Below are 19,362 nucleotides of genomic sequence, written 5' to 3' on the forward strand. Positions count from 1 at the left end.
TCATTATCGATCATAAAGCTATGCGTGGCCCCCATCTTTAGGCCCACCCCTCCGTATGGAGGGTCATGGCCAATATCGACGGAACGCCCGGCGGACGGGGATCGGGCGAGCCGGGGGCCGCGCGCGCGGCGCTCGACTCGCTTGTCGATCCGGTCGTGGCGGTCGAGGAGGGACGGCTGAGCTACGCCAACGCGGCCGCCGTCGAGGCGTTCGACCTCCCGCCCGACCCCGCGGGAGGGTCCGCGACGGACCTGCCGTGGTGGACGGCCGTCGAGCCCGAGATCCGGGAGGCGACGATCGGGACCGCCCGCGAGGTGTCGGGGGAGACCCTTCCCGCGCCCGCGCGGATCCACCGCCGGGACGGCGGCGCGACGATCGCGTTCGACGGCGACGGCGGGCCGCCGGCCCGCGACCGTGCGGTCAAAGACCGCGCGATGAACGAGGCGCCCGTCGGGATCACGATCGCCGACGCCGGGAGCGAGGACGTCCCCCTGGTGTACGCCAACGAGGCCTTCGAGCGCGTGACGGGCTACCCCGTCTCGGAGGTCGTCGGGCAGAACTGCCGATTTCTCCAGGGCGAGGAGTCCGACCCCGAGGCGATCGAGGCGATGTGGCGGGCCGTCGAGGAGGCCGAACCCGTCACCGTCGAACTCGTCAACTACCGGAAGGACGGCACCTCCTTCTGGAACGAGGTGACGATCGCGCCCGTCCGCGAGGCGGGCGAACTGACCCACTTCGTCGGCTTTCAGAACGACGTCACCAAGCGCAAACGCGCCGAACTCGCCCTCGAGCGCCGCACGGCGGAACTCGAGCACGTCCTCTCGCGGATCGAGGGGCTGGTGCGGGACGTGACCGCCGCGGCCGCGGGCGCGACCGACCGGCCGACCCTCGAGACGGCGGTCTGCGAGCGGATCGCCGAGGAGGCGGGCTACGAGGGCGTCTGGATCGGCGAGCGCGACGCCGGCCGGGGGACGATCGAGGTACGGGCGAGCGCCGGGATCGATCCCGAGGCCCTCCCGCTGAACGCGGACCATCCGGCGCCCGAAGCGATCGGCGAGGGCGAGGCCCGTCTCGGCCCCGAGGAGGCCGCGTTCCCGCTCGTCCACAACGACGTCGAGTACGGCGTGTTGGTCGTCCGGGGCGGGGCGATAGACGACCGCGAGCGGGCGATCCTCTCGGCGCTTTCCCGCGCGGTCGCAAGCGGGATCAACGCCCGCGAGACGAGCCGTATCCTCGAGACCGACGCGATCGTCGCCGTTTCCCTCCGGATCGACGACCGGGGGTTCGTACCGGCGGCGCTCTCGGCGGCGGCCGACTGTCGCCTTGAGTACCGCCGCTCGACCCATCTCGCCGAGGAGCCCGCCGCCCTGTTTACCGTCTCGGGGGCGACGCCCGGGGCCCTCGAGGACGCCGCGGCGAACCTGGAGGGGGTCTCGGTCCGGACGGTCGTCGAGCGGGGGACCGAGGGGAGTCCGGAGCTGCTCGTCGAACTCAGGACCGAGGAGCCGGGGTTCGTCGAGTGGCTCTCGACCCGGGGCGGGGTCGTTCGCTCGATCTCCGCCGGGGACGGCGAGGCGGACGTGGCCCTCGAGCTCCCGGCGGCGGCCGACGTCCGGGCGGTCGTCGAGGCGATCGAGGAGCGCCATCCGGGGACCGACACCCGGTCGATCCGCCGGCACGAGCGGGCCGGCGAGACCCGCGCGGAGTTCGCGAGCCGGCTGGAGGCCGACCTGACCGACCGCCAGCTCGCCGCCCTGCGGCGGGCGTATCTCGGGGGCTACTTCGAGTGGCCCCGGCCGACGACCGGCGAGGACCTCGCCGAGTCGATGGGGGTCGCCCGCCCGACGTTCCACGAGCACCTCCGCACCGCAGAACGGAAGCTGTGTGCGGCCCTCTTCGAGGGCGACGAGCCCGGAGACACGGCATAGGACGGCACCGACGTTTATATTCCCGGTCTCCGTAGGCGAGGTATGTTCGATGCTATCACGACGATCCCACTCCAGATCGGCGGCGGCGGCTTCCTCGAGCTGGCGATCGTGTTCTTCGTGCTCGCGATCATCGCCGCGGTCGTCGGGGCCCAGGGCGTCGCCGGGATCACGATGGAGATCGCACGCATCTTCGTGTTGATCTTCATCGTGCTCGCGATCATCTCGCTGGTGCTGTAACGGGCGACACCCCTACGATCCCCCGGGGCGAAGGGGAGCCATGAGCGAGACGACGATCCGCGACCTCCAGTGGAAGTACGACGAGGGCGAGGCCCTGACGATGCTGACGGCCTACGACGCCCCGATCGCCCGGTTGGTCGATCGGGGCGGAGTGGACATGATCCTCGTCGGCGACAGCGCCGGCCACAACCACCTCGGCTACGACGGCACTCTCCCCGTGACGATGGAGGATCAACTCTCCAATACTGCGGCGGTCGCCCGCGCGGCCGAGGAGGCGCTGGTGATCGGCGACCTCCCCTTTCTGTCCTACGGCACCTCCCTCGAGAAATCGGTCGAGAACGCCGGGCGCTTCCTGAAGGAGGCTGGCGCCGACGCGGTCAAGTTAGAGACCGCGCCGGGCGGCGAGGCCACCGTCGAGGTCGTCTCCCGCTGTACGGAACTGGGCATCCCGGTCCAGGGCCATCTCGGGCTCACGCCCCAGCGAATGAACCAGCTCGGGGGCGCGGTGATCCAGGGCCGGGAGGGCGCGGAAAGCGCGGCTGCCGACGAGCTGGTCGAGACCGCTCGCGCCCTGGAGGCGGCGGGGATCTTCTCGTTGGTGCTCGAGGGGCTCACCGAGGCGGTCGCAAAGCGGATCTCCGAGGCCGTTTCGGTCCCGACGATCGGGATCGGGGCGGGCCGGCACGTCGACGGCCAGGTGCTCGTCATCACCGACGTCCTGGGTCTGGGCGGCGAGGGCTACAGCCTCTCGAAGCAGTACGCCGACCTTGACGGCATCATCGAGGACGCGGTCGCCGACTACGTCGAGGACGTCGAGTCCGGGCGGTTCCCGGCTCGGGAGAACACCTACGAGCCGATCGACGAGCAGTGACTGGCGGCGAGACCGCGGGCGGCGAGGAGTTCGCTTTCGGGGAGGGTCCGGTGGCCCACGGGGAGGCGATCACCAACGGCGTCCGGCTCCACTATGCCACCGCCGGACCCGCCGACGGCGACCTCGTCGTCTTGCTCCACGGCTTCCCCGAGTGCTGGTACACCTGGCGTCGCCAGCTTCCCGCGCTCGCGGCGGCTGGCTACCGCGTCGTCGCGCCCGATTTGCGGGGATACAACCGCTCGGAGAAACCGCGCGGGACCGATGCCTACCGCCTGCCGGAACTCGCCGCCGATATCGAGGGACTCGTCTCCGAACTCGGCTCCGAGGAGGCGTCGCTGGTCGGCCACGACTGGGGCGGGGTCGTGGCGTGGAAAGCGGCGATGGAGTACGATTCCGTCTCCCGGCTGGTCGTCCTGAACGCACCCCATCCGGTCGAGTACGTCCGCGGGCTCACCGCGGAGCAGGCGCTGCGATCGTGGTACGCCGCCGCGATCCAGCTCCCGTGGCTTCCCGAGGTTCTCCTCGGCGCCCGCGAGTGTCGGGCGATCGGGAGGGTCCTCCGGGAGGGGCCCGCCGAGCCCGGCGCCTTCACCGAGCGCGAGATCGCCCGGTTCCGGCGAGCGGCCTGCCGTCCGGGTGCCATGGCGTCGATGCTTTCTTACTACCGGGCGTTCGCCCGCCACACCGTCCGCACGGAGCTTCGCGGACGACTCTCGCCGGTCACCAGCCCCGATCCAGTCGAGCCCGTGGCCGCCCCGACGCTGGTCTGCTGGGGCGAACGGGACGCCGCGCTCTCGACCGACCGGCTCGACGGACTGGACCGCTACGCCACGGACCTGCGGATCGAGCGCTTCCCGGGGGCGAGCCACTGGGTCCACCGGGACCGTCCCGAGGAGGTGACGAGGGCGATCCTCGCACACCTTCCCTGACTACACGACCTCGATCCCGTTCCGTGCGAGCGCCTCCTCGGCGTCGTCCGTCGTTCCGGCGTCGGCGACGACCCGGACGGCGAGCGTGTGGGGCTCGAAGGGGGCTGCCGGCGGCTCGACGATCTCGCACCCCTCGATCCGCCAGCCGTCGAGCCCTTCGAGCGCCGACTCGACGCGCTCGCGGGCGTCGTCGCGGGCGGTCGTGTCGCTGCCGCTGTGGAGGGTGAGCCGGGCAGTCAGTGCCCGCGCGTCGGCGTCGGCGGTGTCCATGTGCCGGCCGTAGCCACCCGGCGGGGTTGAAGCTATGGATCCCGCGAGCGGGCCGTCGCGACCGCGTGCCCCCTCGACCGAAGGAGTGTTTTGTCTTCGGCCCCTCCTTGTGGCCAATGAGCCGGCAAACCGCCGAGACGGTAGACGTCGAGGCGATCCGCGAGGAGTACCCGATCCTCGAGCGGGAGTTCGACGGCGAGGACCTCGTCTACCTCGACAACGCGGCCACGACCCAGACGCCCGAGCCGGTCGTCTCCGCGATGAGCGACTACTACCGGGAGCAAAACGCCAACGTCCACCGGGGGATCCACCACCTGAGCCAGGAGGCATCGGTCGCTTACGAGGACGCCCACGACCGCCTCGCCGAGTTCGTCGGCGCCTCCGGGGGTCGCGAGGAGATGGTCTTTACGAAGAACACGACCGAAAGCGAGAACCTCGTGGCCTACGCCTGGGGAATGCGCGAACTCGGCCCCGGCGACGAGGTCGTTCTGACGGAGATGGAACACCACGCCTCGCTCGTGACCTGGCAACAGATCGCCAAACGAACGGGCGCCGACTGTCGGTACATCCGCGTGGACGACGACGGCCGACTCGACATGGACCACGCCGAGGAACTGATCGGCGAGGACACCGAGATGGTCTCGGCCGTCCACGTCTCGAACACTCTCGGCACGATCAACCCGGTCTCGGAGCTCGCCGACCTCGCCCACGCGAACGACTCCTATATCTTCGTCGACGGCGCCCAGGCGGTGCCCAACCAGCCCGTCGACGTCGAGGCGATCGACGCCGACTTCTACGCCTTCTCGGGCCACAAGATGGCCGGCCCGACGGGGATCGGCTGTCTCTACGGGAAATCCCACCTGCTGGAGGAAATGGAGCCCTACCTCTACGGCGGCGGGATGATCCGGAAGGTCACCTTCGAGGACTCGACCTGGGACGAGGTCCCCTGGAAGTTCGAGCCCGGCACGCCCCCCATCGCCGAGGCCGTCGGCATCCACGCCGCCGCCGACTACCTCGATGGTATCGGCCTCGAACGGATCCGCGAACACGAGAACCAACTCGTGACCTATGCCTACGATCGGCTCACCGAACACGACGACGTCGAGATCTACGGCCCCGAACCCGGTCCCGACCGAGGCGGACTGGTCAGCTTCAACATCGACGGCGTCCACGCTCACGACCTGGCCTCGATCATGAACGACCACGCGGTCGCGATCCGGGCGGGCGACCACTGCACCCAGCCCCTCCACGACGAACTGGGCGTCGCGGCCTCCGCGCGGGCCTCCTTCTACCTCTACAACACCCGCGAGGAGGTAGACGCCCTGCTGGAGGGGATCGACGACGCCCGCGAACTGTTCGCGTAGAGAGCGTGCTTCGCCACGAGCGAAGCACGGAGATACGAACGGAGAGGAACGGCCCGGTCGGTCGACTCGAGACGAGTTCCCGACTGATGGCTTAGAGGTGGTCCTTGCCGGGGTTCGAGGAGCCCCAGTCGCCACGCCCGCCCTCGGTCCGGTCGACGCCCATGATCGACTCGGCCTGGTCGGGACCGCCGAGGCTCTCGCGGGCGTCGGGCACCCGGATCGTCACGTCGTCGATCTCGGGCCACTGGATCAGTTCTGACTCGATGTTGCCCGTCGTCACGTCGCTGACCGAACAGCCCTTGCAGCCGCCGCCGAGTTCGACGATCACCTCGCCGCTCTCGGGGTCGGCCTTCCGGACGGCGCTGGTTCCCCCGTGCATCTGAATGATCGGCATCTCTCGAGCGAGCCAGCGCTCGACGCGCTCTCTGAGCGTCGCCTCTCCCTCGGAGTCACTCATCGCCCCCTCTAGGGAATCGACGGGTGAATAGTTTCGGGTCCGCACGCGGTTCGCGGGCGGGTCACCGGTCCCCGGCGTCCTCGCTCGCCCCGCCGGACCCACGCAGGCGGAGCCATGCGAGGACCGCCGCGCCGCCGGCGGCGACGCCCCCGGTGACCGCGGCCCCGATCTCGAGGCTGGGGAGCCCGTTCCCGCCGTCGGCGTCGGCGGCCGATTCGTTCCCCTCCTCCGGCGGCGCGTCAGTTCCGTTCTCCCCGTCGTCGGTTTCACCCTCGCCGTTGCTCCCCCCGCCCTCCGCCTCGGTTCCGGCGTCGTCGCCGCCCGCTCCCTCCTCGTCCCCTTCTGCGTCGGTTTCGGTTTCGTTTTCGGTCCCGGCGGCCCCGTCCTCGCTGTCCGTGCTCTCGCCCTCGAGCGAGGCCGGGAACGTGTAGAGTGCGCCCTCCGTGGGTGCGTTCGGCACCAGCGGCGTCGAGGGCGCGACGACGATCCCGTCGGCGGCGTGGGCGGTCCAGAACGCCGCCCGCTCACGGTCCTCGAAGCGGGCGATCTCCGCCGGATTCGCGGGCTCGCTCACGTCGTGAACCGAGACCCCGCCGCGATACCAGGAGGCGTAGAGCCGGCCGTCCCGGAGCGAGAAGTTGTGGGAGGTCGTCCACTCGCCGGCCGCGTAGGAGGCATCCTCCGTCGGCGGCGCCTCGATCGTCGCCAGGTGGTCGATCTCCGGCCGGTCGCTCGCGTCGTAGAGGTCGATCCCGCCGCTGCCCTCGGGATCGCCCGCCTCGGCGGCCCAGGCCTCCCGGCCGACCGCGAGCAGGTCGCCCGCGAGCCGCGCGTGGTGGTCGTTGCCCGGGAGGGTCTGCTGGGCCTCGGTGACGCCCGTCGCGGGGACCTCGAGCTGTGCTTCGACGTCGGTCTCGGCGACGTGGCCGACGTACGACGGGCTCGTGGGATCGCTGACGTCCACCAGGTAGGTGCCGGCGTTCCAGTAGGCGAGCACGGCGATGTCGTCCGAGAGGGTGACGTCGTGGAGGTACCACAGAAAGGGGTCGACGTCCGCCCACCGGGGCTCGTGGTCGAGCAGGGACCACCGCCCGACCTCGCGGGGCTCGTCGCCGCTCACGTCCACGATCACGAGCGGGTTCCGCTCGCCGTCGTTGCCGACGAGATAGCAGTAGCCCTCGTGGAGCGTGGAGTTGTGGATGTGAAAGTCGGTCTCGTGGGTTGCGAGGGGCTCGGGGTCGGCGGGATCGCTCACGTCGTAGAGCGCGAACCCGGTGAAGACGTCCCGGGCGGGGTTCGCGGGTCCCGGGACGACGAGCCGGTCGCCCGCGACCGAGAGGTCGAGGATCTCCGTGAGCGCCTCGCCGGCGTCGGCCGTTCCGGCGCCGGCGGTATCGTTGCTCTCGGGGTCGCCGTCCTCCCCTGCGGTGTCGTTCCCGCTAGACTCCGCCGTCCCGGCGTCATCGCCGTCGCCGTCCTCGCTCGCGTCGTTCTCCCCGCCACCGGTCGGATCCGAGGGGTTCCCGCCGACGTCCCCGTTCGCGCCGTCGCCCTCGAGCAGGTCGCCGTCGGCGACCCGGAGGCCCCGTCGTTCGGCGAGGAGTTCCGGCCCCGCGGGGTCGGCGAGGTCGACGACTGCGAAGCCGTCGACGGTCGCGACGTAGGCCGTCCCGTCGCTCACGACGGCCTCGGCGGCGCCCGTCAACCGGAGCCGACCGAGGGGCTCCCAGTCCGCCTGGACGCCGTTTCCGGTGACCGGCCGCGACCCGAGGCCGGCGGCCGTGGCCGAGGCGGGGACCGAGGCTAGGAGCGTCCGCCGGGAGAGATCCATATCCGCGCTCCGGGCGGGCGAGCAATAAGCGTGGGGCTCTCCCCTACCCCAGCAGCCGCCGGTCGCCGGTGCCCTCAGTCATCGCGCTCGCGAGGGCGCCCTCGACGACGACGTCGTCGCCGAGGTCGGTGACGGTGATCTCGGGGACGTTCGTCATCACGCTGTCGCCGACCCGCTCGCGGATCGGATCGACGACCTGCTCGGGGTTGTTCAGGGCGACGGCGCCGCCGAAGGAGACGACGATGGGGGCAAAGGAGTGGACGACGTTCGTCACCCCGAGGGCGTTCCAGTCGGCGACCCGCTCGATGGTGCGCTCGGCTACGGGATCGCCCTCGGCCGCGAAGACGTCTCGGGCGGTAAACGACTCCGACTCGAGGGGAAGCTCCGTCGATAGTCCCTCCTCGGCGGCGAGCATCGCCGCGTAGTCGGGGATGTTGTTGCCCGAGCAGTAGGCCTCCCAGTGGCCGTCGTGGCCACAGCCACAGGGCATCCGGCCCGCGGGGTCGACGACGCAGTGGCCGACCTCGCCGGCGTTGCCGTCCCAGCCGCCGAGAATCTGGCCGTCACAGCAGACGCCGGCGCCGATCCCCGAGGAGATGGTGATGTAGACCATGTCGTCGGGGTTGCGATCGGAGTGAAAGCGCTCGCCGATGACGCCGGCGTTGGTGTCGTTGTGGAGGTAGACGTCCTCGGAGCCGATCAGCTTCCCGACCGGGCCGGTCAGGGGGATCCGCCCGACGGTGTCGGGGAAGTTCGCGGGGCCGACGACGGCGCCCTCCGCGAGGTCGAACGGGCCGATCGAACCGATGCCGGCCGCCCGGATCGCCTCGGAGGCGACGCCCGCGTCGTCGATGGCGCCACGGACCGTCGCCAGGACCGCCTCGGTGACGTCGATTCCCGTGGGCCCCTGGGGGGTCTCCGTGCGGGTGGAGCCGATGACCGTCCCGTCGTCCTCGGCGACGACGGCCCGGACGTTGGTCGCCCCGAGGTCGACGCCGGCGTAGTAGTCCATCCGTGCCAGTTAGAGGGGCACGGCCCCACTTAACTGCACATCTTTATCCGCCCGCGAGTGGGTCGTTCGCACTCCGCCTACTCGCCACGGACGAACGTGACGGGACACGGCGAGGAGAGCAGTACCTCCTGGGCGGTCGAGCCGAAGACCGCCTTCCCCGCGGGCGAACGCGAGCGCCCGCCGACGACGACCCGGTCGGCATCGACCTCCCCCGCGAGGTCGACGATCGAGGAGCCGTGGTCGCCGACGGCGCCGTGGACCTCGTAGTCGACGCCGGCGTCGTCGAGCCGATTACCGATCTCCCGGATCGTCGCGTGCCGGGAGGCGACCTCGTCGGGATGGATGTCGAGGTCGGCGTCGAAATCGAGCCGGTCCAACACGTCCTCGTACTCCGACTCGGTGAAGACGTGTGCGAGGTCGACCGTCGCGCCGGCCGGCCCCGCGACCTCGACGACCGCGGCCGCGAGTTCGTCCGTTCGATCCGCGTCGCCCGGTCCGACCGCCAGCAGGATCGTCTCGAGTGCCATACTCTCTCCCTGCGTCTCGACCGGCTTAGTTCATTTGTCGGCCCGTCGACGACTTCGGGCATCGCGCCGTATAAACCGCCGCCGGCCCACCTCCCGCTATGGACGACACAGCCCTCGAGGGTCGGACCGTCCTCGTCACCGGCAGCGCCCGCGGTCTCGGCCGGGCGATCGCGCTCGCGGCGGCCGACCGCGGGGCGAGCGTCGCCGTCCACTACCACTCGAGCGCCGACGCGGCCCGCGAGGTCGCGAGCGAGGCCGACGAGCGCGGGGCGGCGGCGACGACGGCGGTCCAGGGTGACGTCACCGATCCCGAGAGCGTCGACGGGCTGTTCTCGGCGGTCGAGTCCGATCTCGGGCCGGTGAACGGGCTCGTCAACAACGTCGGCGATTTCGCGCCGGCCCACTGGGAGGACCTCGATCTCGCGACCTGGAACCGGGTGATCGAGACGAACCTCAACGGCACCTACCTCTGTGCGAAGCGGGCGCTGCCGGCGATGCGCGAGGCGGGCTTCGGCCGGATCGTCAACGTCGGCTACGCCTCCGCGGAGAAGGGCCTCGTCGCCCCCGAGAACTTCCCGTACTTCGTCGCGAAAGCCGGCGTCCTGATGTTCACCCGGATGCTTGCCGGGGACACCAGCGAGGACGGGATCACCGTCAACGCCGTTTCGCCGTACGTGATCGAGAACAGCGACGTCTTCCCCGAGGACCTGCCCCGTGGCCGGCCTGCGGCCTTCGCGGACGTCGTCCGGCCCGTGCTCTTCTTCCTCGACGCCGATAGCGACTACCTGAGCGGCGAGAACGTCGAGGTCGACGGCGGCTGGCTCCCCGAGGACGTGTAGTCGGCGGCCGCGCGTCGTCGGCCCCGTCCGGCCGCCGACAGGGTGTTCGAAAGCGAAACGCCGATTGGCCCCGGTCACGTCGGTACCCACGTAATGAGCGATCCCGCGGACATCCATAGCGGAACGATCCCCGAGTCGTACGTCGAGATCCTAGAGAAGAAGGCGTTCGGCCACGTCGCGACCCTCGAGTCCGACGGCTGGGCGCAGGTCACCCCGGTCTGGGTCGACCACGACGACGGCGAGGCGCTCCTCTTCAACACGCTCGAGGGCCGCAAGAAAGAGCGGAACATGCGCGAGGACCCCCGCGTCACCGTCTCGGTGACCGATCCGGACGACCCCTACCGCTATCTCTCGATCCGGGGCGAGGCCACGATGACCGAGGAGGGCGCCGACGACCACATCGACATGCTCGCGGAGAAGTACATGGACGTCGAGGAGTACCCCTACCGGGACGGCGAGGAGGGCTCGCGCGTGATCGTCCGCGTGCCGGCCGACCGCGTCGTCACGCGAGGCGGCAACGAGTAGTCACGGGGACGACCCCATCGCAACCGCGGACGTAGTTCCCTGCAGGCAGCCGACTTATTCTCCCCCTCTTCGAACGACGGGCATGGCACGAACGCTGACCGACGACGACGTCGGCAAGAAAGTGATCGACGCGGAAGGAAAGGAACTCGGCATCGTCGCGAAAGTGGAACACGAGCGGGCCGCGGTCGATCCGAACCCGAGCGTCGCCGAACACGTCATGGCGAAGATCGGCTGGGAAGGGGAAGACGAGGAGGACTACACCGTCACCGAGGAGATGATCGACCGCTTCGACGAGGGCAACGACGAGATCATTCTCCGCGGGAACCTCTAGCACCCGGGTCGTTCCCGGAGTACCACCCGACCGTACCGCCGCGTTACTGAACTCGAGTTCAGTAGGATGGGTTACAGAAATGAGTTTCAGATTACACTTATGCGGGGTCGGTACGTGGAACCACATGTATGAGACCTCGAGGCATCCACCCCGCCACGGATCGCTCCCCGCTCGAGACCGCCGCCGTCGCCTCGGCGACGGTCGTCGCGTTCTTCGGGCTCATGGTCGCCGTCTCCTACCCGCTCCCGGCGGCGGCCGCCGTCTTCGGCGCTGTCGTCGCACTGGCGGTTCCGCGGGCGGTCGCCGCGGCCCGAGCGCGGGTCGCCGTCGACCTCCCGGACGCCGACCGCTCGATCCCGACCGGGAGCCACGGCCGCCGCTCCTGACGGCGACCGCGTCGCCTGCGGGAGCCGCGTCGAACCGTCGGACGAACCACTTTCGCCCCGGTGGCGTACGCAACCGACAGCCCTTCATTACTCGGTCCGCTGTAACCCGGTAGATGAGCACGGAGTACATCGAGGTGCGGGGTGCAGAGGAGCACAACCTGCAGGACCTCGACGTGGAGATCCCCCGTGAGGCCCTGACCGTCGTCACGGGGCTGTCGGGGTCGGGGAAGTCCTCACTCGCCTTCGAGACGGTGTACGCCGAGGGCCAGCGCCGGTACATCGAGAGCCTCTCGGCGTACGCCAGAAACTTCCTGGGCCAGATGGACAAGCCCCAGGTCGAGACCGTCGAAGGACTCTCCCCTGCGATCAGCATCGACCAGAAGAACGCCGCGAACAACCCCCGGTCGACGGTCGGCACCGTCACCGAACTCCACGACTACCTCCGCCTGCTGTATGCCCGCGTCGGCACGCCCCACTGTCCCGAGTGTGGCCGCGAGGTCGGCGAACAGAGCGCACAGAACATGGTCGAGCGCATCCTTGAGCTCCCCGAGGGGACCCGCGCGAAGATCGCCGCGCCCGTCGTCCGCGACCAGAAGGGCGCCTTCGAGGACCTCTTCGACGAACTCGTCTCGGAGGGCTATGCCCGCGTCGAGGTCGACGGCGAGGAACACGACCTGACGACCGACCGCCCCGACTTAGACGAGAACTACGACCACACGATCGACGTCGTCGTCGACCGCGTGACGGTCAGCGCCGAGGACCGTCCGCGGATCGTCGACAGCGTCGAGACCGCCCTCGACGAGGCGGAGGGCGTCCTTAAGCTGATCCTCCCCGACCCGCCCGAGGAGGCCGATCTCGGGAACGAAGCCCGGTCGACGGGCGCGCTCGGCGACGAGGTCGCGGAAGAGGACCGCACGGTCGTCGAGTTCTCGAAGGACCTCGCGTGTACCCACTGCGGGATCGACGTTCCCGAACTCGAAACCCGGTCGTTTTCCTTCAACTCCCCCCACGGCGCCTGTCCCGAGTGCGAGGGTCTGGGCGAGACCAAGGAGATCGACGAGAGCCTCGTCGTCGTGGACGAATCGAAGCCGCTGAAGTCGGTGTTCGAACCCTGGAGCTACAACCGGTCGTACTACCGGACCAGACTGGACGCCGTCGCGGAGCACTTCGACCTCCCGCTCTCGACGCCGTTCGAGGAACTCGACAGCGAGACCCAGCAGGCGTTTCTGTACGGAACGAATGAGGAGGTGCTGTTCAAGCGCCAGACCAAGAACGGCACCCGGCGAAAGCGCAAACGGTTCGAGGGGATCATCCCAAATCTCGAACGGCGCTACCTCGAGACCGACTCCGAATCGACCCGCGAGCACATCGAGGACTACATGGGCGCGACGACGTGTCCGGTCTGTGAGGGCACCCGGCTCCAGCCGGCCTCGCGTGCGGTGCTCGTAGACGGCACGGCGATCACCGAGGTCAACCGGATGAGCATCGGCGACGCCCGCGAGCGCTTCGAGGCGATGGAGGCCGACCTCACCGAACGCGAGAAGGTGATCGCCGAGGAGATCTTAAAGGAGATCCGCGCCCGCCTCGGATTCATGTGTGAAGTCGGGCTCGAGTACCTCACGCTGGACCGCGAGGCCGCCACCCTCTCGGGCGGCGAGAGCCAGCGCATCCGACTCGCGACCCAGATCGGGTCGGGGCTCGTCGGCGTGTTGTACGTGCTCGACGAGCCCTCGATCGGGCTCCACCAGCGCGACAACGACCGCCTGCTCGACACCCTCCAGGAGCTGCGGGACCTGGGCAACACCCTCCTGGTGGTCGAACACGACGAGGAGACGATGCGCCGGGCGGACAACGTCATCGACATGGGCCCCGGCCCCGGCTCGCGGGGCGGCGACGTCGTCGTCAACGGCCCCGTCGACGAACTGAAAGCCTGCGAGGACTCCATCACCGGCGACTACCTCTCGGGGCGTCGGGCGATCCCGGTCCCCGGGGACCGCCGCGAGCGAGCGGGCGAGTTGACGATCCGCGGGGCCCGCCAGCACAACCTCGCGGACGTCGACGTCTCGCTTCCCCTGGGCTGTTTCACCGCGATCACCGGCGTCTCCGGCTCCGGGAAGTCCACCCTGATGCACGACGTCCTCTACAAGGGGCTCGCCCGCCGGATGAACGACAACACCTCGGTGATCCCGGGCGACCACGATGGCCTCGACGGCCTCGATGCGATCGAGACCGTCAGGCTGATCGACCAGAGTCCCATCGGGCGCACTCCCAGGTCGAACCCGGCGACGTACACGAACGTCTTCGACTACGTCCGGGACCTCTTTGCGGAGACCAAACTCGCCCAACAGCGGGGCTACGAGAAGGGCCGCTTCTCCTTTAACGTCAAAGGCGGGCGCTGCGAGGAGTGTGGCGGGCAAGGGACGGTAAAAATCGAGATGAACTTCCTCTCGGACGTCCACGTCCCCTGCGAGGCCTGCGACGGCGCCCGGTACAACGACGCGACCCTCGACGTGGAGTACAAGGGGAAGACGATCGCCGACGTCCTCGAGATGGAGGTCGGCGAGGCCTACGACTTCTTCGAGGCCAACTCCCAGATCCGTCGCCGGCTCGAGCTCCTGAAGGACGTCGGCCTCGACTACATGACGCTCGGCCAGCCCTCGACCACCCTCTCGGGGGGCGAGGCCCAGCGGATCAAACTCGCCGAGGAACTGGGGAAGAAAGACACCGGCGAGACGCTGTACCTGCTCGACGAGCCGACGACCGGGCTCCACAGCGAGGACGAGCGCAAACTGATCGACGTCCTCCACCGGCTGACCGACGACGGCAACACCGTGGTCGTCATCGAGCACGAACTCGACCTCGTCAAGAACGCGGATCACGTCGTCGACCTCGGTCCCGAGGGCGGCGAGCACGGGGGGCGCGTCGTCGCGACGGGTACCCCCGAGGCGGTCGCCCGGACCGAGGACTCCCACACCGGCAGGTATCTCCGGGACCTCCTTCCGCGGGTCGATCTCGAGGGGCCCCGGAGCGGCGACGACCGCCCGGAACCCGCGGCGCCGACGATGGACGACGACTGACCGGGCCCGATGACGCTCGCCACGAACGGCGGTCGGCCCGCACAGTTATGAGTGCTCGCAGACGCGTCGGTACATGGCTCGGCGACGCCCGATGTTGGTTGGCGGTGCGGTACTGATCGCCGTTGCCGTCGTGGTGACTCCCGCCGACGGTCTTCCGACGACATCGCTCGAAATCGTCGGGGCGTCTGTCTGGCCGCTTCGGGCCTCCTCCTCGTCCTCGGAAACGTCCTCGATTCGGTCTCGGTCGGTCCGCTGACTCTCCTCTGGTACGGGCTGATCGGATCGGGGTTCGTCAGCCTCGGGGGATACGTGCTCACGGGCGCGTTCGCGTCCACCAGCGGCAGTCTCGTGTTCGGCGTCCTCCTTCCGACCGCCGCCGGTCTCTGTCTCTGCTGGATCGGTGTCCAGTACGCCCGCGGCTCGGAGCGCGTCGGGCTGGAGCCGGAGGTCTGAGCCCTACTGGGGCGAGCGGGCGAAGCTTTCTCACCGCTGGCCGCCTACCCCGCGTATGGCACGGATCCACGCGGCGATGGACGAGGTGCTCGTGAGCTACGAGGACGGGGAGACCACCCGGACGCTGGAGGGGTACGACCTCCAGTGTCTCGCCTGCTCGCCCGCGGAACCCGACCGCGTGTTCGTGGGAACCTTCGAGAACGGGCTCCAGCGTTCGACCGACGGCGGGCGATCGTTCGAGCGCCTCGAGGCCGATTTCGTGAGCGACGCGGTGCTGTCGCTGGCCGTGAGCCCCCACGACCCCGATACCGTCTACGCCGGCACCGAACCGAGCCGGGTCTACCGCAGCGACGACGGCGGCGGGAGCTGGACCCGTCTCGAGGGGATCGCCGATCTCCCCTCCGAGGAGGAATGGTACTTCCCGCCCCGTCCGGACACCCACCACACCCGCTGGATCGAGGTCGATCCCTTCGATCCCGACCGCCTCTACGTCGGCATCGAGGCCGGCGCACTCCTGATCAGCGAGGACGGCGGCGACTCCTGGCGCGAGCGCCCGCCGGGGTCGCGCCGGGACAACCACAGCCTGGCGACCCACCCCGGCCGGGAGGGTCGGGTCTACTCGGCCGCGGGCGACGGCTTCGCGGTTTCGGATGACGGCGGCGACTCATGGACCCACCCACAGGAGGGACTCGATCATCGCTACTGCTGGTCGGTCGTCCCCGATCCCGACGACCCAGACCGAGTCCTTCTCTCGAGCGCGAGCGGCGCCTCCTCGGCTCACACCGCCGAGCGCGCGGAGGCCTACGTCTACCGCTGTGGGGGCCTCGGTGGGCGGTGGGAGCGCCTCGAGGGGGAGTTCCCGACGGGCGAGGGCGTCGTCCGGGCGGAGTTCTCGACCCACGGCGGTGTGGTCTACGGCGTGACGAATCGTGGCGTCTTTCGCTCCCCCGATTTCGGCGACTCCTGGGAGCGCGTCGGGCTCGAGTGGGACGAGGACCTGGAGGCGTTGGCGCCGCGGGGGTTCGTCGTCGTTTCCTGACTACCGGTTCGACCCGGCACCGATGGCGATATCTTCAGGATATATAATTTTATTAATTTTTCCTAATCGACTTTCCCGGAGAGCATATTTTCAGTAGTATCGCCGTATGAGTTACGATAAACGACAATTTAGACTCGTAAACGAACGCATGAGCAACATCTCCCCGTGGAAGCGGCCGCTCGTCAATCAATAAGCTTTTATGAAAGTGGGCTTCTGTTAGCGTATGCCGCGACGATTTCACGATCAACGGGACGACGAAACGGTTATCAACCGCCGACAGTGGCTCGCTGCTCTCGGCGTCGGCGGGGTCGGCGGTCTCGCCGGCTGTATGGGCGGCGACGGTGGCAACGGGAACGGGAACGGCAATGGCAACGGGAATGGAAACGGCAACGGCAATGGGAACGGGAACGGCAACGGCGACACGAACGAGAGCGCCGACGAAACGGAGACGGGGAACGAAACGAACGGGACCAACGAGAGCGACGGCGGAAACGAGACCAACGAGAGCGATGGCGGGTCGGGCGAGCCCACGATGTCCGACTCCTACGACGACGTCACCTCCGCGTCGTTCGAGACCCTCAACCCGATCTATAACACGGAGTCGGGCGCGGGGACCGCGATCGGTTACGCCCTGGATCAGGGGTACACGTTCGACGAGAACAGCGAGTACTTCCCCCTGCTGTACGACATGTCCACCGAGGACGGCTCCGTCTGGACGTTCACCGTCCGCGAGGGCCTCGAGTTCGGCGACCCTTACGGCGAGGTGACCGCCTCCACGTTCGTCTATCTCATCCAGGAGGTCCACCAGAGCGAGTGGGCGGCGACCGCGGCGGCGACCTCCTGGGCCGGCGTCGAGGTCGAGGAGACTGGCGACTACGAGTTCCAGGCGACGCTTCCCGAGCCGAGCCTGCTCTGGCCCGAGAGCTACGACCCGCTTCTGTACCCCATTCCCCAGGACCTCCTTTCGCCCTACGTCGAGGAGGAGGACGCCGAAGGCCTCCAACAGGACGAGGAGCTTCTCGAGCTCCAGTTCACCGGTAACCTCGGCGCGTACGTCCTAGACGAATGGAACCGTGGTGCCGGGACGAGCTACAGCCGCAACGAGAACTACTACATCCAGGACATCGAGGAGGGTCCCGACAGCTTCGGTAACGCGCCGTACTTCGAGAGCGCCACGATCAGCGTCGTCGAGGAACAGGCCTCCCGCCTCGGTGCCCTGGAGACCGGGGAGGCCGACTCCGCGAGCATCCCGCCGGAACGCGTCGAGGAGTTCCGGAACCTCGATGGGGTACAGGTCAACGAGATCCCACAGCCGTACAACACTATCCTCTCGGTCAACATGCGCGACAACGGCTGGAACGCCGGCCCGGGTAACCTCTTCCGGCACATCCCGTTCCGGCAGGCGCTCAACGTCGCCGTCAGCAAGGACGACCTGATCGAGGGGATCTATCGCGGTCTCGCCGAGCCCCACTACACCTGGCAGCCCCGCTTTTCGGACTTCTACCCCGGCGACGACTCGATTCCGACGTTCGGGAGCGGCGACCAGTACGGCTCGGAGATGGCCCGTAGCCTCGCCGAGGACGCCTTCGAGCAGTCCGACCACGACTACGCCTTCGACGGCGACCAGATGGTCAACCCCGACGGCGACCAGGTCACCCTCGAGGTCCTCCACAGCTCCGGCCAGGAGGTCTCGAGAAACACCGCGGAGTTCATCGCCCAGGAGCTAGCCGAGAACCTCGGGATCAACCTCGAGGTCAGCGCGATCGACGGCACTCGCTTCGGCGAGGAGTTCTGGACCGCCACGCCGGCCGAAAGCGAGGAGGAACTCACCGCCGAGATCGACGGCGAGGAGGTCGTCTGGGAGTCCCCCGGCCCGAACAATCCGGGGCCGCGCTCGGTGACCGCAAACGAGAGCTGGGACATGTCGCTCGTGTACGGGCTGAACACCTACCCCTTGAACCCGCTGACGAACGAGGTGTTCTTCGACGGCGCCACTGCCCAGTACAACCCCGTCGGCTACTACCCCGAGTTCGACGCCGCGGGCCTCCTCGAACAGGCTCGCAACGCCGGGGGCCAGGAGGAACTCCGGGAGGCGTTCCAGGAGATCTTCGTCAACCTCGCCGAGGAGCAGCCCTACATCATGCTGGTCTTTAGCGACGACATCATCGGCTACAACGACGGGCTCGTCGGACCGATCGAGAACTTCGCGAACGGCTGGGACTTCCCCGGCTGGTACATCGAGGAGTAAGGGTCCGTTCGAGCGATCGCGGCTACCGTACTCGCGGGATACAGAGATTCAGACGGTCACAATATGGGATTTGCCACATACGTCACTGCCAGGATGCTGTGGGCGGCGCTAGTATCGTTCATAATCGTCACGGTCACGTTCGTGTTGCTCTCGTTCGCCCCGAACCCCTCGATCCAGGAGGCGGCGACACAGGCGGCCCTCCAGGGCGGCGATCCCGCCGCCGCGGCCGAACGCGAGCGCGAGCTCCGCGGGCTCAACGAGCCGCTCCACGTCAGATACATGGACTTCCTCCAGAGCGTCTACACGTTAGACTGGGGCTGGTCCCAGTACCGCAGCCAGCCGGTCACGGAGGCGGTGTACGAGGGGCTCTACTACACCGCACAGTACTCGGTGCCCTGGACGATCCTGACGCTCGTTCTCGGCCCGCTCGTCGGGCTCTACTCGGCGGCCAACATGTACAGCTGGAAGGACCACGCCGCGACGGGGTTTGCCTTCTTCGGCTACGCGATCCCGAACTTCTTCTTCGCGATCATCCTCCTGTTGGTGTTCGCGGTCTGGCTCGAGTGGATCCCCGTCGTCTACAACGCCAACGCCGCCGTCTTCAGCCTCGAGAACGTGAGACAGCTGATCCTGCCGGTGTTCGTCCTCGTCACCGGCTCGATCGGGGGCATCATGCGCGTCTCCAGAAACGAGTCCGCGGAGTTCCAGAACTCCGAGTTCATGAAGACGGCCAGGGCCAAGGGCGTCTCGCCGATCCGGGCGTACCTGTACCACGTCCTGCGGCCCACGATGGTCCCGCTGTCGACGACGATCGTCGGCCAGTTGCTCGCCCTGTTTCTGGGCTCGTCGCTGCTCGTCGAGATCGTCTTCGGCATTCCGGGGCTGGGACGGATCACCTACGAGGCGCTGGTCGCACAGGACACGAACCTCGTGTTGGGGACGACCCTCTTTTTCACGTTCATCGCGGTCGTCGGTAACCTGCTGGAAGACATCGTCTTCACCGTCCTCGACCCGCGTATCAGCTACGACGATCGATAA

19 protein-coding genes are annotated in these 19,362 nt (G+C 68.6%); 14 read left to right on the plus strand and 5 right to left on the minus strand.

Annotated elements, in window-relative coordinates; genetic code table 11:
• The first annotated feature begins 65 nt into the window (after nucleotides 1-65).
• The 4 genes from DVH23_RS07785 to DVH23_RS07800 are packed head-to-tail and all read left to right on the plus strand — an operon-like array spanning nucleotide 66 to nucleotide 3,965.
• A complete protein-coding gene (locus DVH23_RS07785) occupies nucleotides 66-1,928 on the plus strand; it encodes a bacterio-opsin activator domain-containing protein (RefSeq protein WP_114576877.1) in 1,863 nt (620 codons plus the stop codon).
• 42 nt (nucleotides 1,929-1,970) lie between these two features.
• Complete coding sequence (locus DVH23_RS07790; RefSeq protein WP_114576878.1) at nucleotides 1,971-2,165, plus strand: DUF1328 domain-containing protein; 195 nt, start codon at nucleotides 1,971-1,973, stop codon at nucleotides 2,163-2,165.
• A 40-nt stretch (nucleotides 2,166-2,205) separates the two neighbouring features.
• Nucleotides 2,206-3,036 carry a 3-methyl-2-oxobutanoate hydroxymethyltransferase gene (gene panB / locus DVH23_RS07795; RefSeq protein ID WP_114576879.1) on the plus strand — a complete coding sequence of 277 codons (831 nt, stop codon included), beginning with the start codon at nucleotides 2,206-2,208 and terminating at the stop codon, nucleotides 3,034-3,036.
• Complete coding sequence (locus DVH23_RS07800; RefSeq protein ID WP_114576880.1) at nucleotides 3,033-3,965, plus strand: alpha/beta fold hydrolase; 933 nt, start codon at nucleotides 3,033-3,035, stop codon at nucleotides 3,963-3,965. The genes panB and DVH23_RS07800 overlap by 4 nt, the downstream gene beginning before the upstream one ends.
• Here DVH23_RS07800 and DVH23_RS07805 read toward each other — a convergent pair whose 3' ends face one another.
• Nucleotides 3,966-4,235, minus strand: a complete 270-nt coding sequence (locus DVH23_RS07805; RefSeq protein ID WP_114576881.1) for a hypothetical protein — start codon at nucleotides 4,233-4,235, stop codon at nucleotides 3,966-3,968.
• A 116-nt stretch (nucleotides 4,236-4,351) separates the two neighbouring features.
• On the opposite strand from DVH23_RS07805, the gene DVH23_RS07810 reads away from it, so the two are divergent.
• Nucleotides 4,352-5,599, plus strand: a complete 1,248-nt coding sequence (locus DVH23_RS07810) for an aminotransferase class V-fold PLP-dependent enzyme (RefSeq protein WP_114576882.1) — start codon at nucleotides 4,352-4,354, stop codon at nucleotides 5,597-5,599.
• A 91-nt stretch (nucleotides 5,600-5,690) separates the two neighbouring features.
• Here the strand turns inward: DVH23_RS07810 and DVH23_RS07815 are convergent, their stop codons facing one another.
• The 4 genes from DVH23_RS07815 to DVH23_RS07835 form a co-directional block, all read right to left on the minus strand.
• A complete protein-coding gene (locus DVH23_RS07815) occupies nucleotides 5,691-6,056 on the minus strand; it encodes a NifU family protein (protein ID WP_114576883.1) in 366 nt (121 codons plus the stop codon).
• Between the two features lie 61 nt (nucleotides 6,057-6,117).
• Complete coding sequence (locus DVH23_RS07820; RefSeq protein ID WP_232833714.1) at nucleotides 6,118-7,887, minus strand: LVIVD repeat-containing protein; 1,770 nt, start codon at nucleotides 7,885-7,887, stop codon at nucleotides 6,118-6,120.
• A 43-nt stretch (nucleotides 7,888-7,930) separates the two neighbouring features.
• Nucleotides 7,931-8,899: an ROK family protein gene (locus DVH23_RS07830; RefSeq protein WP_114576884.1), complete on the minus strand. Its 969-nt coding sequence runs from the start codon at nucleotides 8,897-8,899 to the stop codon at nucleotides 7,931-7,933.
• 77 nt (nucleotides 8,900-8,976) lie between these two features.
• Nucleotides 8,977-9,426 carry a universal stress protein gene (locus DVH23_RS07835; RefSeq protein WP_114576885.1) on the minus strand — a complete coding sequence of 150 codons (450 nt, stop codon included), beginning with the start codon at nucleotides 9,424-9,426 and terminating at the stop codon, nucleotides 8,977-8,979.
• Nucleotides 9,427-9,524: 98 nt separating this feature from the next.
• Here DVH23_RS07835 and DVH23_RS07840 point away from each other — a divergent pair, with 98 nt between their 5' ends.
• The 9 genes from DVH23_RS07840 to DVH23_RS07880 all read left to right on the plus strand — a co-directional run bounded on the left by DVH23_RS07840 (nucleotide 9,525) and on the right by DVH23_RS07880 (nucleotide 19,362).
• On the plus strand, nucleotides 9,525-10,265 hold the full coding sequence (locus DVH23_RS07840; protein WP_114576886.1) for an SDR family NAD(P)-dependent oxidoreductase: 741 nt from the start codon (nucleotides 9,525-9,527) through the stop codon (nucleotides 10,263-10,265).
• 93 nt (nucleotides 10,266-10,358) lie between these two features.
• Nucleotides 10,359-10,790 (plus strand): PPOX class F420-dependent oxidoreductase, encoded by a 432-nt coding sequence (locus DVH23_RS07845; RefSeq protein ID WP_114576887.1) that lies wholly within the window; start codon nucleotides 10,359-10,361, stop codon nucleotides 10,788-10,790.
• A gap of 82 nt (nucleotides 10,791-10,872) precedes the next feature.
• On the plus strand, nucleotides 10,873-11,121 hold the full coding sequence (locus DVH23_RS07850; protein WP_114576888.1) for a hypothetical protein: 249 nt from the start codon (nucleotides 10,873-10,875) through the stop codon (nucleotides 11,119-11,121).
• Nucleotides 11,122-11,249: 128 nt separating this feature from the next.
• Nucleotides 11,250-11,507 carry a hypothetical protein gene (locus DVH23_RS07855; protein WP_114576889.1) on the plus strand — a complete coding sequence of 86 codons (258 nt, stop codon included), beginning with the start codon at nucleotides 11,250-11,252 and terminating at the stop codon, nucleotides 11,505-11,507.
• A gap of 113 nt (nucleotides 11,508-11,620) precedes the next feature.
• A complete protein-coding gene (gene uvrA / locus DVH23_RS07860) occupies nucleotides 11,621-14,584 on the plus strand; it encodes an excinuclease ABC subunit UvrA (RefSeq protein WP_114576890.1) in 2,964 nt (987 codons plus the stop codon).
• A gap of 51 nt (nucleotides 14,585-14,635) precedes the next feature.
• Nucleotides 14,636-15,037 carry a hypothetical protein gene (locus DVH23_RS07865; protein WP_114576891.1) on the plus strand — a complete coding sequence of 134 codons (402 nt, stop codon included), beginning with the start codon at nucleotides 14,636-14,638 and terminating at the stop codon, nucleotides 15,035-15,037.
• 55 nt (nucleotides 15,038-15,092) lie between these two features.
• Nucleotides 15,093-16,076, plus strand: a complete 984-nt coding sequence (locus DVH23_RS07870; protein WP_114576892.1) for a hypothetical protein — start codon at nucleotides 15,093-15,095, stop codon at nucleotides 16,074-16,076.
• Between the two features lie 223 nt (nucleotides 16,077-16,299).
• A complete protein-coding gene (locus DVH23_RS07875; RefSeq protein ID WP_114576893.1) occupies nucleotides 16,300-18,324 on the plus strand; it encodes an ABC transporter substrate-binding protein in 2,025 nt (674 codons plus the stop codon).
• A 63-nt stretch (nucleotides 18,325-18,387) separates the two neighbouring features.
• A complete protein-coding gene (locus tag DVH23_RS07880) occupies nucleotides 18,388-19,362 on the plus strand; it encodes an ABC transporter permease (RefSeq protein ID WP_114576894.1) in 975 nt (324 codons plus the stop codon).

The organism is Saliphagus sp. LR7 (assembly GCF_003344565.1).
Lineage (GTDB): Archaea > Halobacteriota > Halobacteria > Halobacteriales > Natrialbaceae > Saliphagus > Saliphagus infecundisoli.

Excerpts from the sequence above, each read along its gene's own strand:
- DVH23_RS07835 (WP_114576885.1), bottom strand. The coding sequence starts at position 9,426 with ATGGCACTCGAGACGATCCTGCTGGCGGTCGGACCGGGCGACGCGGAT.
- DVH23_RS07855 (WP_114576889.1), top strand. The coding sequence starts at position 11,250 with ATGAGACCTCGAGGCATCCACCCCGCCACGGATCGCTCCCCGCTCGAG.
- DVH23_RS07830 (WP_114576884.1), bottom strand. The coding sequence starts at position 8,899 with ATGGACTACTACGCCGGCGTCGACCTCGGGGCGACCAACGTCCGGGCC.
- DVH23_RS07815 (WP_114576883.1), bottom strand. The coding sequence starts at position 6,056 with ATGAGTGACTCCGAGGGAGAGGCGACGCTCAGAGAGCGCGTCGAGCGC.
- uvrA (WP_114576890.1), top strand. The coding sequence starts at position 11,621 with ATGAGCACGGAGTACATCGAGGTGCGGGGTGCAGAGGAGCACAACCTG.
- DVH23_RS07840 (WP_114576886.1), top strand. The coding sequence starts at position 9,525 with ATGGACGACACAGCCCTCGAGGGTCGGACCGTCCTCGTCACCGGCAGC.
- DVH23_RS07845 (WP_114576887.1), top strand. The coding sequence starts at position 10,359 with ATGAGCGATCCCGCGGACATCCATAGCGGAACGATCCCCGAGTCGTAC.
- DVH23_RS07875 (WP_114576893.1), top strand. The coding sequence starts at position 16,300 with ATGCCGCGACGATTTCACGATCAACGGGACGACGAAACGGTTATCAAC.
- DVH23_RS07810 (WP_114576882.1), top strand. The coding sequence starts at position 4,352 with ATGAGCCGGCAAACCGCCGAGACGGTAGACGTCGAGGCGATCCGCGAG.
- DVH23_RS07785 (WP_114576877.1), top strand. The coding sequence starts at position 66 with ATGGCCAATATCGACGGAACGCCCGGCGGACGGGGATCGGGCGAGCCG.
- DVH23_RS07850 (WP_114576888.1), top strand. The coding sequence starts at position 10,873 with ATGGCACGAACGCTGACCGACGACGACGTCGGCAAGAAAGTGATCGAC.
- DVH23_RS07820 (WP_232833714.1), bottom strand. The coding sequence starts at position 7,887 with ATGGATCTCTCCCGGCGGACGCTCCTAGCCTCGGTCCCCGCCTCGGCC.
- DVH23_RS07870 (WP_114576892.1), top strand. The coding sequence starts at position 15,093 with ATGGCACGGATCCACGCGGCGATGGACGAGGTGCTCGTGAGCTACGAG.
- DVH23_RS07805 (WP_114576881.1), bottom strand. The coding sequence starts at position 4,235 with ATGGACACCGCCGACGCCGACGCGCGGGCACTGACTGCCCGGCTCACC.
- panB (WP_114576879.1), top strand. The coding sequence starts at position 2,206 with ATGAGCGAGACGACGATCCGCGACCTCCAGTGGAAGTACGACGAGGGC.
- DVH23_RS07880 (WP_114576894.1), top strand. The coding sequence starts at position 18,388 with ATGGGATTTGCCACATACGTCACTGCCAGGATGCTGTGGGCGGCGCTA.
- DVH23_RS07790 (WP_114576878.1), top strand. The coding sequence starts at position 1,971 with ATGTTCGATGCTATCACGACGATCCCACTCCAGATCGGCGGCGGCGGC.